This window comes from Janibacter limosus NBRC 16128, assembly GCF_001570985.1.
Lineage (GTDB): Bacteria > Actinomycetota > Actinomycetes > Actinomycetales > Dermatophilaceae > Janibacter > Janibacter limosus.
In genome coordinates, this window is the sequence record NZ_BCSS01000046.1 from 12,640 (window position 1) to 27,810 (window position 15,171).

The following is a 15,171-nucleotide window of genomic DNA, read 5'->3' on the forward strand; positions in this document are numbered from 1 at the left end:
CCCCGTGATCCACCGACATTGAGTCGGACCCCACAAAGTGGACCCGAGACTTGCCCTCATTCTCCGTGAGCGCCTCCAGATCATCGAGGTGCTCGACTGAGGGGAATGAGCAACTACATTGGCCGGATAGCGCCTCCCTCGGAAGCGCACGAAGCGCACCCTGGTTAGTTCGAGTCCAGGAACCAGCAAGAGCACTCGCCGCCAGCTGACCTCAGTCAGAGGGCTGCCTCTGCCGCCGCCACACGCGCATCGAAGACGGCGATCGCCGACGGGTCACGCTCGGCAAGGCCGGCGCCGTGGTGTGGGTCCCGCACCAGTTCGGAGCATCCCCACACAGCTTGCGCAGGGTCGGATCAAAGCGCGCGCCCGGAAGCGCAGAGTTCGAGTACGCGGCATTCGCTCGGGCTTGCCCACGTCCGTTCGCCAACGGCGACCTGTCAGGGCTGCAACCGCTGCACCCGCCACGCACCGGCCACGTCGAGGCCCCCTTCGCCCACCCTCGTCCAGCGGAAGCGGTCGTGCAGGCGGTCGCTGCGGCCGGCCCAGGCCTCGAGCTCGTCGACGGCGATGCGCCAGCCGCCCCAGTCGGCGGGGCGCGGCACGTCCTGCCCCTCGAAGCGCGCCTCGACCCCAGCCCATGCGTGCTCAAGCGGCTCCCGACCCTCGACCGGCTGGGACTGGTGGGAGACCCAGGCACTCAGCTGTGAGCCTCGCGGGCGGCCGGCGAAATAGGTGTCGAGCTGCTCGGGGTCGATCCGCTCGGCGCGGCCTCGGAAGCGGATGGCGCGAAACATCGCGGGCCACGTGAGCGTCGCCGCGACGAAGGGCGTCGCCTCCAACTGCCGGCTCTTGGCCGACTCGAGACTGGTGACAAAGCCCGGCCCCACCGGATCGAGGAAACGCATGAGCACCGTGCGGACATCGGGCCGGCCATCGGCGTCGACGGTCGCGACCGCGAAGGACAGCGGCTCGGGCACGTCACCCCGCTCGACCTGACGGGCCCTCGCGGTGTCGACCCACGAGGAGATCAGGGCGAAGGGAACGCCCGGCACCTCCCCTTCGTCCAACCCCTCCCCGGCGTAGTCCACGTGGTCGGGTCGCGGGGGCGTGCGGGGGATGATCCCGTCCGGCGAGGCGCTCATGGCGCCACACTACGACCGTCGCCCCGGCAGACCCGACCGGCCGGTAGCCTGCCCGGGACCATCGAACCCGCCCGTCCCCTCCCTGGAGTCCGCATGCGCCCTGCCGCTCCACGGCGTGCCCGCCGTCAGCGCACCACGTGGCGCGACCTCGTCAGCACCGACCTGGACCAGATGGGGGCCTCCTACCGGCCGGCCATCGACGGGTATCGCGGGCTCTTCATCATCCTCGTCATGCTGTACCACTTCGGGGTCACCGAGCTGGCGGGCGGCTGGGTGGGCATCAACCACTTCTTCACCTTCTCCGGCTTCCTCATCGGCGGCATCCTGATCAAGGAGTGGCAGCGCCACGGCCGGATCGACGCTGTGCGGTTCTACCTGCGTCGCGCCCGACGGATCGTGCCCGCGATGGTGCTGCTCGTCGTCGCGGTCCTCACCCACACCCTGCTGGTCGACTCCGGCGACCGCCCGCAGACGGCCGGGGACGCCTTCGCCACGATCACCTTCTGGCAGAACTGGCGGCTGGTCTCCCGTGATGACCAGTACTTCGACGTCCTCGTCGAGCCCAGCCCGCTGCGGCACGTGTGGACCCTCGGCGTGGAGGAGCAGTTCTACCTCCTCGCGCCCTTCCTCGTCGCCATCGTGCTGCTCGTGCGCGGCCGGTGGGCCCGGACCGCGATCGTCCTCGGGCTGGCCGCCCTCTCCGCGGTCTGGACCGCGCACCTCGCCGGGGACGGCGCCACCGGCTCACGCCTCTACTACGGCACCGACGTGCGCGCCCAGGCCATCCTCGTGGGGGTCGCCGTCGCGATGCTCATGACGCCCGACCGCCGAGGACGGGGCCCCCGCCTGCCCAGGGCCACCGCCGAGGCGATCGGCTGGGGTGGCACCCTGCTGTCGATCTCCGCCTTCTTCGTCCTCGACGAGACCGGGCGGTGGATCTTCGAGCGCGGCGGCATGGTCATCTTCGCCGTGATGGCCGCGTGCATGGGCGCCTCGGCGCTCGACGCCCGGCCCCTGCGGATCAACCGCGTCATGGGCTGGTCCCCCCTGGTGCACCTCGGTCAGATCTCCTACGGGCTCTACCTCTTCCACTGGCCGATCACGATCTGGCTGCCGATGGACGGCCTGCCCATGGTCCTGGCGATCGTCATCAAGCTCGTCCTGGCGTGGATCTGCGCGGTCCTGTCCTATCGGCTCATCGAGCTGCCCGTGATGATCGGGGGCTTCCGCGCCCTCGTGCCCCGCGGCCTCGACCGGCGGGTCCGGCAGTGGGTGGCGCCCGGCGTCATCGCGGCTCTCGCCGCCGCCGCTCTCGCCCTGAGCACCGTCTGGTCTCCGCTCATCGACGGTGACTGGGACGGGACCCCGCTCAAGGCCGCCGCCCAGTACCACCAGCCGTCCCAGGACCTTCAGGTCGCTGTCGTCGGCAGCTCGATCGCCCAGTCCGTCCGCGACGGGTTCCGCGGGCGCGAGTACCCGGGGCTGGATGTCAACGGCTACACCCGCCGGGGCTCCTGCAACCCGGTGCCGATCACCTTCAAGTTCATGGGCGGGGGCGAGGTCGAGGAGGACTCGACGTGCGCCGCCTGGCGTGAGCGGTGGCCGCACGAGGTCCGCGGGTCAGGCGCCCAGATCGTGCTCTCTCCCATCGAGACCGCCCTGACCCAGCCGATCGTCGTCGACGGCCGCACCGTCGAGCCCGGCAGCACGGCGCACGACACGCAGGTGCGTCGCGCCCTCGACGCGCTCCTCGCCCAGACCGAGCAGGCCGGCGCCCGCCAGCTGCAGCTGATCAACGCGGCCTGCCACGACGACCCCGCCACCGTCCGCGACGGCGAAGAGGTCGGAGCGATCACGATCGACCCCTCCTCCACCAATGCCGTCGTGAGCAGCTGGGCCAAGCAGGTCCAGGAGCAGCACGGACCGGTCTCCGTCGCGGTCCTCGACCTCAACTCGGCACTGTGCTCGCAGGGGTACCGCGACACCATCCACGGTGCGCAGGTCTACGCCGACCGGGTGCACTTCTCCCGGCAGGGCGCCCAGCTGGTGTGGACCTGGCTGGCGCCCGAGATCCTCACCGGATGGGCCTTCCGGGACGCGTGAGCCTCAGCGGTCGGCGTAGTTGGTGCTGACCTGCCCGAGCAGCCACTTCCACAGCATCGGCGTCACCTCGGGCGAGAAGTGCAGGAAGTCGTTGTACACCTGCACGCCGTGCAGCGTCTCCGGGTATCCGTCGGAGCAGAGGGCGCCATCGAGGTCGACGACGCGCACGTCATCAGGGTGCTGCTCGGCCCAGTCCTTGACGAGGCCGTTGAGGATCTCCGGGTCCTTGTACTCGGCGAGCATCTCCGGCTCGGCCTCCAGGACCGCCCGGACCTCGTCTGGGATGTCGTCCGGGGGGAGCCGGCAGGGCACGTTGACGATCTGCACCTGTGTGGCGCCCGCCTTCATCGCCTGGTCGTACACCGTCTCGAAGCGCTGGGTGATGACCGTGCGGAAGCGCTCATCATCGAGCCAGAGTCGCTCGCCGTCGACGAGGTGCGGCAGACCGACCAGGGGCGAGGCGAAGAGGAGGAGGACCTCGTCGTCGGCGTTGGCGAAGTCAGCGGTCCACTGCTTCTTCTGCGTGACGCACCAGGGCTCCGTCTTCTTCGACAGCCCCGGGGCCCAGCTGATCGGTTCGTCGAGCAGGTCACAGCCCTCTCGCGCGTGGTTGTCGACCGTGACCCCCGGGAATTGCGCCGGGGGAAACCTCTCGGCGAGGAAGTACGGGACCGAGTCGCCCAGCACGCCGATGCGCTCCGGTGCGCCCTGCGCGTAGGCCGGCTGCCCGTCGACGACATCGGGCAGGTCGACGACCGCCGTGGTGGGGGTGGCTCGCTCCGCCTCCGGCGCCGTCTGCACCAGTCCCACGGCGAGGACCGCCACGAGGGCGACCGGGAGCGCCGAGGCCAGCACCGTCTCGCGGGTGCTCGGCAGGATCCCGCGGATGCCGTGCTGGATGATCGGCTGCTCGAGGTAGGTGTAGGAGACGTGGGCGATCGCGACCGTCAGCAGCATGCTCGCGACGAAGATCGCCACCGCATTGTCGGCGATCGAGGTCTCGGCGAGCGCCAGGTAGATGGGCCAGTGCCACAGGTAGAGGCCATAGGTGCGCTCACCGACGAAGGCCAGCGGCTGCCAGGCGAAGAGCTCGCGCGTCGGGTTGGGGCGGGGGTCGGCGCAGGCGAGCACGAGCAGCGCACTGCCGATGCCGAAGGCGAGCATGCCGCCCTGGTTGAACATCCACCCGGTGTACGGCGTGATGATCACGAAGCAGATGAGCGAGGAGACGAGCCCGACGAGCCCACCTGCCCAGATGATCGGCATCGGCAGGTCGGCGGGTGGACGCCCCTTGCCCTTGGGAGCACGCAGCACGCCGATCGCGGCGCCGATGAAGAGGGCCTGGGCCCGGGTGTCGGTGCCGTAGTAGAGACGCGGGTAGTCCGACTGGTCGTGGAAGCCCAGGTATGCGGTCCACACGGCGGAGAGCACCGCACCGACCAGCAGGACCGCGATGGAGATCCGGCGGTTGCGGAAGAGGACGTACAGGGCGATCAGGACGAGCGGAGCCAGCACATAGAACTGCTCCTCGATCGCCAGCGTCCAGGCGTGGCGAAGGGGGGATGCCCCTCCGGCCGTCCCGAAGTACTGGTCGCCCTGCTCGATGAGGCGCCAGTTCATGACATAGCCGAGGGTGGCCAGCACGTCGCCGCCGAGCTTGCGGCGCACGCCCTCCGGGGCGGCGAGCGCACCCCAGGCCATGACCGCGACCAGCATGGCGAGCAGGGCGGGCACGAGACGACGGATGCGCCGCTTGTAGAAGTCCCAGACGTCGATCGAGCCGTGTCGGGACTGCTCCGCCGTGAGGAGCCGGACGATGAGGAACCCGGACAGCACGAAGAAGAGGTTGATCGTCACCCACATGCCGTCGAGCTGGGTCAGCCCGAAGTGGTAGCCGATGAACAGGAGGATGAAGACGCCGCGGAGTCCGTCCAGCGCAGGGCTGTAGCCCTTCCCCGATCTCGCCACCGTGGTCCTCCCTCGTGGTCTGCCATCGGGCATGCTACCTGTGCAGGTGCTGCCGACAGCCCGGCCGCGCGTGCGAGACTGAGCGCTGAGCTGATGACGTACGAAGGAAAGAGGCACGTGATGTCCGACACCGAGGTCAAGCACGGGCTGGAGGGCGTCGTCGCCTTCGAGTCGACGATCGCCGAGCCCGACAAGGCGGGCGGCAACCTGCGCTATCGCGGGGTCGACATCAACGACCTCGTCGGCAAGGTCTCCTTCGGGCGCGTCTGGGGTCTGCTCGTCGACGACTCCTTCGACCCCGGCCTCCCCCCGGCCGAGCCCTTCCCCCTTCCCGTGCACAGCGGTGACATCCGCGTCGACGTCCAGTCCGCGCTCGCCCAGCTGGCACCCCTGTGGGGCTTCAAGCCGCTCCTCGACATCGACGACACCCAGGTGCGCGAGGACCTGGCCCGCTCGTCCGTCATGGCGCTGTCCTTCATCGCCCAGTCCGCGCACGGCCAGAACCAGCCGATGGTTCCGCAGGCGCGCGTCGACGAGGGCAAGAACATCGTCGAGCGCTTCATGATCCGCTGGCGCGGCGAGCCCGACCCCAAGCACGTCGAGGCCATCGACGCCTACTTCATCTCGGCCGCAGAGCACGGGATGAACGCCTCGACCTTCACCGCACGGGTCATCGCCTCCACCGGCGCCGACGCCGCCGCCTGCCTCTCCGGAGCGGTGGGCGCCATGTCCGGTCCGCTGCACGGTGGCGCCCCCTCGCGCGCGCAGCACATGATCGAGGGTGTCGAGCGCACCGGCGACGCCACGAAGTACGTCAAGGACGCCCTGGACCGCAAGGAGCGCCTGATGGGCTTCGGGCACCGCGTCTACCGGGCCTACGACCCGCGCGCCGCCGTCCTGCGTGAGACGTGCAGGCGTCTTGGCGCTCCCCGTTACGAGATCGCTCTCGAGCTGGAAAAAGCGGCGATCGCCGAGCTCGCGGACCGGTACCCGGACCGCAAGATGGAGACCAATGTCGACTACTGGGCCGCGGTCCTGCTCGACTTCGCCGATGTCCCGGGCGAGATGATGACCCCGCTCTTCGTCTGCGCCCGCACGGCCGGCTGGTCCGCGCACGTGCTCGAGCAGAAGCGCACCGGTCGCCTGATCCGCCCGAGCAGCAACTACACCGGCCCGGGCCCACGCCCGATCACCGAGGTCCACGGCTACGACCAGCTCCCCGGCTGACCCAGCACCGCAGGAGGGACACCATGCGCACGATCTCGATGACGCTCGCCGTCGCGGCCACCCTCGCTCTCGCGGGGTGCGGTGGCGACGGCGGCCCCGGACCCACCGCGGGCACCGGCAGTACCTCCAAGGACGCGCCGATCACCTCGGGCGGGCCGGCGACATCGTCGGGCACGGCGTCCTCGACGTCTGGATCAGGATCCACGTCCTCGACCGCCACGTCCTCGGCCTCCTCGACCTCGACGCCGGCGACCACCTCCACGACGTCGACGGACACCGGCAAGCCCTTCGACGCCAAGGAGTTCACCGACCGGCTCGAAGCCGCTGTGGACAAGAACCCCACGGTCAAGATCGACGTGCAGTTCGGACCTGACGCGACCGCGAGCGGGACCCAGGACCTGGCCAACAACACACTCGAGATGGATGTCGACGCTGGCGGTCAGCAGATGACCTACCGGCTGGTCGACGGGCAGTACTACCTGGCGCAGCCGCCCAAGTGGTTCGCGGTCGACGATGCTTCGACCAACCCCTTGGTGAAAAAGGCCTTGGAGCAGACAGCCCTGCTGAGCATGCAGACCCAGCTCGACGCCTTCGTCGCCGGGGTCGAGTCGGCCGGCGTCAAGGGCACTGAAAAGGTCGACGGGGTCTCCACGACCCACTACACGGCGACGGTCGACACCGACAAGGCCCTGCGCGAGCTCGGGATGGCCAAGGCCCCGGGCTCTCCCGAGACTGCGATCTACGATGTCTGGCTCGACGACGACGACCTCATCCGCAAGATGTCCTTCACGCAGAACGGCGCCAATGCGGTACTGACCGCCACCGACTGGGGCAAGCCGGTCTCGATCACCAAGCCCACGGGCTCCGAGCTGGCCAAGGTCAACTGATGACTCAGCACGACATCGTCATCCCGGAGGCCCTGCGTCCTCGCGACGGACGCTTCGGGTCCGGGCCGTCGCAGGTCCGCCCGGAGCAGATCGCCCACCTCACCTCGATCGCGAGCACGGTGCTCGGCACCTCGCACCGGCAGGCCCCGGTCCGCTCGATCGTCGGCAGCCTGCGCGAGGGCCTGAGCGACCTCTTCGCCCTGCCCGACGGCTACGAGGTCGTCCTGGGCAACGGCGGGTCGACGGCCTTCTGGGACATCGCGGCCCTGGGGCTGGTCCGCGAGTGGGCCCAGCACCTCGTCTTCGGCGAGTTCTCCAGCAAGTTCGCCGCAGTGACCCGCAAGGCCCCCTTCCTCGTCGACCCCGATGTGCGCTCGGTCGACCCGGGCGGGCTGGCCTCGCCGGAGGCCGTGGCGGGGATCGACGCCTACGCCTGGCCGCACAACGAGACCTCCACCGGCGTCATGGCCCCCGTGCAGCGCCCCGCAGGGATCGACGACGACGCCCTCGTCCTCATCGACGCCACCTCCGGTGCCGGCGGCCTGCCCGTCGACATCACGCAGACGGACACCTACTACTTCGCCCCGCAGAAGTCCTTCGCCTCGGACGGCGGCATCTGGTTCGCGGTCATGAGCCCCGCGGCGATCGCCCGCGCGCAGGAGATCGCGGCCACCGACCGGTGGATCCCCGACTTCCTGTCACTGACCGCGGCGATCGACAACTCGCGCAAGGACCAGACCCTCAACACCCCGGCTGTCGCCACGCTTGCCCTCATGGATGAGCAGGTGCGGTGGATCAACGACTCGGGAGGCCTCCCCTTCGCCTCGGGTCGCACCGCCGACTCCTCGTCGCGGATCCACGACTGGGCGACGCAGGGGGAGCACACGAGCCTCTTCGTGACCGACCCCGCGGCGCGCTCGCAGGTCGTCACGACCGTCGACTTCGCCGACGAGGTGGACGCCGCAGCCATCGCGGCGACGCTGCGGCGCAACGGGATCCTCGATGTGGAGCCCTATCGCAAACTGGGCCGCAACCAGCTGCGGATCGCGACCTTCCCGTCCGTCGACCCCGACGACGTGTCGGCGCTGCTCGCCTGCATCGATTACGTGCTCGAGCGCGCCTGACCTAGAACGCCGCGGCGATCGCCACGAGGACGAGCGAGGCGAGGACCAGCCAGGTCATGGTCCGGCGAAAGCGCGGGGTCATCGGGCTGCCTGCGGCATGTCGTGGGTGGGCGTGGACAGGACGCGCACGCGCGGGCGGCGCTGGCTCGAGTAGGTCACCTCGACATTCTCGTGCCGCGCGAGCCAGAAGGACACCACCACCAGCGTGATCCCCACCGCGATCGCTCCGACGCCGAGCGTCCACCGGGCGCCCAGGACGTCACCGATCCAGCCGATGATCGGCGCACCGAGCGGCGTCCCGCCGAAGAAGATCGCCATGTACAGGGCCATCACCCGCCCGCGCATCACCGGCTCGGTACGCATCTGGACCATGGCATTGGCCGTGGTCATCGCGGTGAGCGAGGTCATCCCGCAGGCGATGAGCGCGACGGCGAAGGTGACATAGGTCGGAGCCAGGGCCGCAGCCGAGGTGGCCAGGGTGAAGCCGACGAGCGACATCAGCAGCACGCGCAGCCGCGGCTCGCTGCGTCGGGCCGCGGCGAGAGCCGCGGCCAAGGACCCGATCGCCATGATCGAGCCGAGCAGCCCGTACTCCTCCGCGCCCTTGTCGAAGGTCTGGGTCGCCATGAGCGCGATCGTCAGCTGGAAGTTCATCCCGAAGGTGCCCAGGACGAAGATCAGGACGAGGACGAGCACGAGGTCCGGCCTCCCTCGGACGTAGCGCAGCCCGTCCCGGGCCGACCCGCGCCCCGTCACCCGGGGTGCCGGAGTCATCTCGCTGACCCGCATGCACAGCAGCGCGATGATCACCGCGACAAAGGTCAGTGAGTTGACCACCAACGCCTGGCCGGAGCCGATGCCCGCGATGACCAGGCCGGCCACTCCCGGTCCGATGAGCCGGCCGAGGTTGAAGGAGGCGCTGTTGAGCGCGACCGCATTGGTGAGCCGCTCGCGCGGCACCATCTCCGACACGAAGGTCTGGCGGGCCGGGTTGTCGAAGGCTGCCGCGATGCCCGTCATGAGTGCCAGCAGGTAGAAGTGCCACAGCTGTGCGGTGCCGGTGAGGACGAGGACACCACCGGTCAGGGCGGTGAGCCCGAGCGTGGCCTGGGTGACGAGCAGCAGGAGCTGCTTGGGGTAGCGGTCAGCGACGGCCCCGGTCCAGGGCGCCAGCAGGAGCATCGGCAGGAACTGCAGACCGGTGACGATCCCGAGCGCGGACGCCGAGTGGTCGGTGAGCTCGGTCAGCACGACCCAGTCCTGGGCGACCCGGCCCATCCAGGTACCGACATTGGAGATGATCGCGCCCAGCGCATAGATGCGGTAGTTGCGGATGGAGAGCGAGGCGAAGGTCGGACTCATCGGGCAGCGATCCTCCCGAGGATCTCGCTGGCGGCCACGAGCGCCTCCTGCTCCTCACGGGTCAGCTCGGTGACCCGCTCGGTCATCCACTTGTCCCGACGCTGGCGTGTCTGCTCGAGGGTCTCGCGACCGCCGGCGGTCAGCTCGACCAGCACCCGCCGCCCGTCCTGCGGGTCGTCATGACGCTCGACGAGCCCGTCGTCGACGAGGCATCCGACGGTGCGGGTCATGCTCGGCGCCGACACCTTTTCGATGTCGGCCAGCGCCCGGGGGGTGAGGGGCCCGTCCTCGAGCCGCGCGAGCACCGAGAACTGGTGCGGAGCAATGACATCCGTGCTCTCAAATCGGATGCGACGGCTGATGCGCATGCACGCCAGACGCAGGTCCTCGCTCAGCGCACTGAGCTGCTTGTGCTTCATCGGACTCTTGCTGACCTCTGCCACCAGCTCTCCCTTCGCCTCCATGAGGTTAGCACAACTCATTACCCGTGCTAACTATCTCCTGAGGAGCGTGCGGGCACGCGACGGCGCCCCGCACAGGTGGTGTGCGGGGCGCCGTGGACTGCCGAAGGGGGTTGGGCTCAGCCGACCCCGAGCATCCCCTTGATCGGATCGATCCCGAAGTACAGGACGAAGAGCAGGGCGACGAGCCACATCAGCGGGTGAATGGCGCCGATCTTGCCGCGCGCCACCTTGATGAAGACATAGGTGACGAAGCCGGCACCGATGCCCGCGGTGATCGAGTAGGTGAAGGGCATGAGGATGATCGTGAGGAAGGCCGGGATGGCGATCTCCAGGTCGTCCCAGTCGATCTCCTTGACCTGCTGCATCATCAGGAACCCGACGAGCACGAGCGCGGGAGTCGCGGCCTCGTAGGGCACCACGGCGACGAGCGGCGACAAGAAGGTCGCGAAGAGGAAGAGCACGCCTGTGACGACCGAGGCCAGACCGGTCCGAGCCCCCTCTCCCACGCCGGAGGCGGACTCGATGTAGCTCGTGTTGGAGCTGACCGAGGCGGCACCACCGGCGACGGCGGCGAGGGAGTCGACGACGAGGATCTTCTGGCTGCCCGGCGGGTTGCCCTCCTCGTCGAGCAGGTCGCCCTCCGCACCGACGGCAACCATCGTGCCCATGGTGTCGAAGAAGTCGGCGAGCAGGATCGTGAAGACCAGCAGCGACGCGGAGACGATGCCGATCTTGCTGAACGAGCCGAAGAGGTTGAACTGGCCCAGGAGCCCGAAGTCCGGCGTCGCCACGAAGGCATCCGGCAGGCTCGGGACATTCAGGCCCCACCCGGTCGGGTTGACCAGCTCGCCCGCAGCGTTGGTCTGCGAGCCGATGCTGAAGACAGCCTCGACGACCATCGCGAGCGCGGTCGTCCCGAGGATGCCGTAGAGGATCGCACCCTTCACCCCGCGCACGTGGAGGGTGATGATGATGAAGAGGCCGATGACGAAGACGAGCAGCGGCCATCCGGCGAGGAAGCCGCCGACACCGAGCTCACCGAGCGGCCCACCGGCAGCCTTGCGCACGAAGCCCGCGTCGACGAGGCCGACGACGGTGATGAAGAGACCGATGCCGACGCTGATCGCGGTCTTCAGCTGGGCAGGGACCGCGTGCAGGACCGCCTTGCGGAAGCCGGTCAGCACCAGCAGGAGGATGATCAGACCCTCCATCACGACCAGGCCCATCGCGTCGGCCCAGGTCATCTCCGGCAGCTTGGCGATGCCGAAGGCGACGAAGGCGTTGAGCCCCAGGCCGGCGGCGAGCGCGAGCGGGTAGTTGGCGACGACACCCATGAGCAGGGTCATCACGCCGGCGACGAGGGCCGTGCACGCGGCCACCATCGCCAGGTTGGGCCCGTCGCCGCCACCGAGGAAGCCACCGGTGGAGTCGGCCTGGGTGCCGATGATCAGGGGGTTCAGGACGACGATGTACGCCATCGTGAAGAAGGTGGCGAAACCACCGCGGACCTCACGGCCGACGGTGGAGCCACGCTCGGAGATCTTGAAGTACCGCTCGATCGCGGAACCTTGGGTCGTGGCGCTCACAGGGTGTCGAGGACCTCGTCGTCGAGGATCGGCGTACCGACCTTTTCGGGCTCGGGGTCGGCCATGTCGACCTCGGAGTGCGCACCGCAGCCGTGGTCGCGGCTGACGACGCCACCATCGCTCGGGCTCCACTCGTTGGCACAGATGCCGAAGACGTTGCGCAGCGCGCCCGTCACGGGCATGAAGTAGCCGCAGCCCTCGCAGCGCGCGGGAGCCTTGACCGCCACGTCAGCGGTCGGCCCGTGAGCACCGTCGTACCACCGCTGGGCGGCCTGGTCGCGGCCCTCGGCGGACAGCACCCGCGGACGACCCAGACCCAGCTCCCACAGGGCGACGGCGTCGACGTCCTCCTCGCCGGTGGCCTCGAAGCCACCCACGAGGTTGGGGTCGTCGTCGATCTTGGGGGTGACGTCTCCGGGGCCGACGTCGCCGGGCGCGAGGCGCTCCGCCCACGGCAGCCACTCCGGGGAGACGATCGCGCCGTCGCCCGGCAGCAGCTGCGACTCGCAGACCGTGGCCGACTTGGACCGCGGGGCGCGGGTGACGATGACCGCCCACGCCCAGCCGCCGTAACCCGGCAGGGTCGCGGCGAACCAGTGGGTGCCGAGGCGCTCACCATCGAGGGTGAAGCCGACGTGCTCGCCGACTCCCTCCCCCTTGGTCGCCTCGAGGAGCTCGCGACGGGCCGGCTCGACGGCGGCGGCCAGCACGGCGTCCGCCTTGGGCTTGGCCTTGGCCCGGGTCTTGGTGGTGGTCTCGGTCATCTCAGCCCTCCAGGTCGTCGGCGATGCGACGCAGGACCTGGGCGACCTTGGCGCCCTGGGCCTTGTCGGGGTAGCGACCGCGGCGCAGGCCGTTGCCCACGCCGTCGAGGAGGTTGATGACGTCCTCGACGATCGCGGCCATGTCCTCGGCCGGCTTGCGGTCACGCTGGCGCAGGTTGGCCGAGACGCTCGGCGGGGTGTCGAGGACCGTGACGGCCAGCGCCTGGGCGCCGCGACGCCCCTCGACGATGCCGTAGTCCACGCGGGTGCCGCCCTTGAGCGTCGCCGTGCCCTCGGGCAGGGCATTGGCGTGGAGGAAGATGTCCGAGCCGTCGTCGCCGGAGATGAAGCCGAAGCCCTTCTCCGCGTCGTACCACTTGACCTTGCCAGTGGGCACCGTGCACCTCTTGCTCATACCTGAGTGTGTGGGCGCACGGGTCCGTGCACCACCGTCAAGGTTAACCCGAGTCAAGCCCCCCACCCCAATACGCGACGATCTCCTCCCGGACACAAACCCGGTGGCCGACCGTCGGTGGACTGAGGCACGATGTTGCCTCGTGACGACCCTGCCCAAGGACCTGCCGGCCCACGAGATCGGGCCAGGCCTGCGAGGGTTCTGGCAGGCGCTCCCGCGCGAAGGGAGGTTCCTCCTCTCCACGGTCGCCCTCCAGCACCTCGGTCGGGGCATGACCCTGCCCTTCACCGTCATCTACCTGCACGAGGTGCGGCACTTCTCCCTCGACGCCGCGGGCACGATCATGGCGCTGCTGGCCCTCGTGGCCGCCGTCATGGCCGGCCCGATGGGCAGCCTCACCGACCGGGTCGGCGCCCGGTGGATGCTCATCGCCTCCGGGGTCTGCCAGAGCCTCGGTGCGATCGCCCTCGCCTTTGCCACCGCGCTCCCCCTCGCCGTGACGGGCGCCGTCTTCATGGGGCTGTCGGCGAGCATCGGCTGGTCCGCGGGCAACACCTTCATCTCCGCGCTCGTGCGCGGCCCGCTGCGACAGCGGTACTTCGGGGTCAACTTCGCCCTGCTCAACCTCGGCATCGGGGTCGGCGGCCTGATCGCCGGAGTCTTCGTCGACGTCCACTCACCGATCACCTTCGAGGTGATCTTCATCGTCGACGCGGTCCTGGTGCTCATCCCCGGGATCTGGCTGCTCGGCCCCCTTCGCCATGTCCACGCCCGGGCCACGCGACCGGACGAGGACGGCTCCGCGGCGAGCTACGCCACCGTCCTGCGCCTGCCGGGCATGCGCTGGGTGCTCCTCCTGGCGGTCGTCACGAGCTTCATCGGCTACGGGCAGCTCGAGGCCGGCATCCCCGCCTTCGCCCGCACGGTCTCCGAGGTGGACACCGGGGTGATCGGACTGGCCTTCGCCGCCAACACCGCGGTCATCGTGATGCTGCAGTTCTGGGTGCTGCAGCGCATCGAGGGGCACCGCCGCACCCGCGTGGGCCTGATCATGCTCGCCATCTGGGCGGTCGCTTGGCTGGCCCTCGGCGTGAGCGGCCTCCTGCCCGCGAGCCTGATGGCGGCGGTCCTCGTCATCGCCTTCCTCGCACTCTTCGGGCTCGGCGAGACCCTCCTGCAGCCGACCCTCCCGGCGATCACCAACGACATGGCCCCCGATCACCTGCGTGGCCGGGTCAATGCGGCCCAGTCCACGGCCTTCATGTCAGGCGGAGTCCTCGGGCCGATCGCGGCCGGCGTGCTGCTCGAGCGCGACCTGGTGGTCCTGTTCATCGCGGTCGTCCTCGGCGGGATGGCCCTGGCAACCTGGGTCCTGGTCCGGCTGGAGCAGATCATCAGCCCCGAGGTCAACGGCGTGACGAGCCCGCGTGCGGCGACCATGGATGCGCCCGTCCCGTAGTGCCCGGTCCGAGCAACCGCCGCGGGTGAACTACCGTGAGTCGGTGCGCTCCCTCGCCGAGGACATCCGCCACCGCACCGACGAGGAGCTGGTGGCCCTGCTGGAGCTCCGACCGGATCTGGCCCGGCCGCAGCCCGCTGACCTCACCGCCCTCGCTGCTCGTGCCAGCACCCGTGCCTCCACGGCCCGCGCCGTCGACCACCTCGACCTGCCGCACCTCGCGGCCCTGCAAGCCTGCGCCATCACCGGGACCACCGACCCCGCAGCGATCGCGCCGCTGCTGAGCATGGATGCGTCGGGCGCCGCCGCGCTCCTCGACGACCTCACGACTGCCGCGCTGCTCTGGCGCTCGAGCGAAGGACCAGTCCTGTCACGGACGGTCAGCGATGTGCTGGGCCCGCACCCGGCGGGGCTCGGCCCGTCGGCGCAGGCCCTCGGCCACGCCCTCCCCGAGGACCTGCCCGCGGCCATCGGCCGGCTGGCGCCCCCAGAGCATCGCGTCCTCGAGCGCATCGCCCGCCACGGACCGACCGCTGCCCTCCCGGCCGACCCGGAGGGGCGCGCCGGGCAGGCCGTCGCGGCCCTCGTCGACGCCGCCCTGGTCGTCGCCCCTGACCACCAGCACGTCCTGCTCCCCCGCGAGGTCGGTCTGCTCGTGCGGGGCGGGCGG

At 69.9% G+C, this 15,171-nt stretch carries 12 protein-coding genes and 1 pseudogene; 6 read left to right on the forward strand and 7 right to left on the reverse strand.

Annotated elements, in window-relative coordinates; all coding sequences use genetic code 11:
- Positions 1–437: 437 nt before the first annotated feature.
- Positions 438–1,142 carry a pyridoxamine 5'-phosphate oxidase gene (gene pdxH / locus JLI01S_RS14285; protein WP_068265807.1) on the reverse strand — a complete coding sequence of 235 codons (705 nt, stop codon included), beginning with the start codon at positions 1,140–1,142 and terminating at the stop codon, positions 438–440.
- A 93-nt stretch (positions 1,143–1,235) separates the two neighbouring features.
- On the opposite strand from pdxH, the gene JLI01S_RS14290 reads away from it, so the two are divergent.
- Entirely contained in the window at positions 1,236–3,245 is a 2,010-nt protein-coding gene (locus tag JLI01S_RS14290) for an acyltransferase family protein (RefSeq protein ID WP_068265809.1), read from the forward strand.
- 3 nt (positions 3,246–3,248) lie between these two features.
- Here JLI01S_RS14290 and JLI01S_RS14295 read toward each other — a convergent pair whose 3' ends face one another.
- Positions 3,249–5,213 carry an acyltransferase family protein gene (locus tag JLI01S_RS14295; protein WP_068265811.1) on the reverse strand — a complete coding sequence of 655 codons (1,965 nt, stop codon included), beginning with the start codon at positions 5,211–5,213 and terminating at the stop codon, positions 3,249–3,251.
- Between the two features lie 120 nt (positions 5,214–5,333).
- Between JLI01S_RS14295 and JLI01S_RS14300 the strand changes: the two genes are divergently transcribed.
- Genes JLI01S_RS14300 through serC form a run of 3 tightly spaced genes read left to right on the forward strand, consistent with a single transcriptional unit; the run spans position 5,334 to position 8,451 of the window.
- Positions 5,334–6,440: a citrate synthase 2 gene (locus tag JLI01S_RS14300; RefSeq protein WP_068265813.1), complete on the forward strand. Its 1,107-nt coding sequence runs from the start codon at positions 5,334–5,336 to the stop codon at positions 6,438–6,440.
- 23 nt (positions 6,441–6,463) lie between these two features.
- Positions 6,464–7,327 (forward strand): LppX_LprAFG lipoprotein, encoded by an 864-nt coding sequence (locus JLI01S_RS14305; RefSeq protein WP_068265815.1) that lies wholly within the window; start codon positions 6,464–6,466, stop codon positions 7,325–7,327.
- Positions 7,327–8,451 (forward strand): phosphoserine transaminase, encoded by a 1,125-nt coding sequence (serC, locus tag JLI01S_RS14310; RefSeq protein ID WP_068265817.1) that lies wholly within the window; start codon positions 7,327–7,329, stop codon positions 8,449–8,451. Before JLI01S_RS14305 ends, serC begins: the two co-directional genes overlap by 1 nt.
- Positions 8,452–8,529: 78 nt before the next feature.
- Here serC and JLI01S_RS14315 read toward each other — a convergent pair whose 3' ends face one another.
- The 5 genes from JLI01S_RS14315 to JLI01S_RS14335 form a co-directional block, all read right to left on the reverse strand.
- Positions 8,530–9,813 carry an MFS transporter gene (locus JLI01S_RS14315; RefSeq protein ID WP_068265819.1) on the reverse strand — a complete coding sequence of 428 codons (1,284 nt, stop codon included), beginning with the start codon at positions 9,811–9,813 and terminating at the stop codon, positions 8,530–8,532.
- Positions 9,810–10,256 carry a MarR family winged helix-turn-helix transcriptional regulator gene (locus JLI01S_RS14320; protein WP_245634639.1) on the reverse strand — a complete coding sequence of 149 codons (447 nt, stop codon included), beginning with the start codon at positions 10,254–10,256 and terminating at the stop codon, positions 9,810–9,812. The genes JLI01S_RS14315 and JLI01S_RS14320 overlap by 4 nt, the downstream gene beginning before the upstream one ends.
- A 137-nt stretch (positions 10,257–10,393) precedes the next feature.
- A complete protein-coding gene (locus JLI01S_RS14325) occupies positions 10,394–11,863 on the reverse strand; it encodes an NCS2 family permease (RefSeq protein ID WP_068265821.1) in 1,470 nt (489 codons plus the stop codon).
- Positions 11,860–12,627, reverse strand: coding sequence for a DUF3027 domain-containing protein (locus JLI01S_RS14330; protein ID WP_068265823.1), 768 nt, complete (start codon positions 12,625–12,627; stop codon positions 11,860–11,862). Before JLI01S_RS14330 ends, JLI01S_RS14325 begins: the two co-directional genes overlap by 4 nt.
- Before the next feature lies 1 nt (position 12,628).
- Positions 12,629–13,024: a cold-shock protein gene (locus tag JLI01S_RS14335; RefSeq protein WP_068265825.1), complete on the reverse strand. Its 396-nt coding sequence runs from the start codon at positions 13,022–13,024 to the stop codon at positions 12,629–12,631.
- A gap of 160 nt (positions 13,025–13,184) precedes the next feature.
- On the opposite strand from JLI01S_RS14335, the gene JLI01S_RS14340 reads away from it, so the two are divergent.
- Positions 13,185–14,501 (forward strand): MFS transporter, encoded by a 1,317-nt coding sequence (locus JLI01S_RS14340; protein ID WP_068265827.1) that lies wholly within the window; start codon positions 13,185–13,187, stop codon positions 14,499–14,501.
- Between the two features lie 43 nt (positions 14,502–14,544).
- Positions 14,545–15,171 (forward strand): annotated as a pseudogene (locus JLI01S_RS14345) (helicase-associated domain-containing protein); the annotation flags it as partial.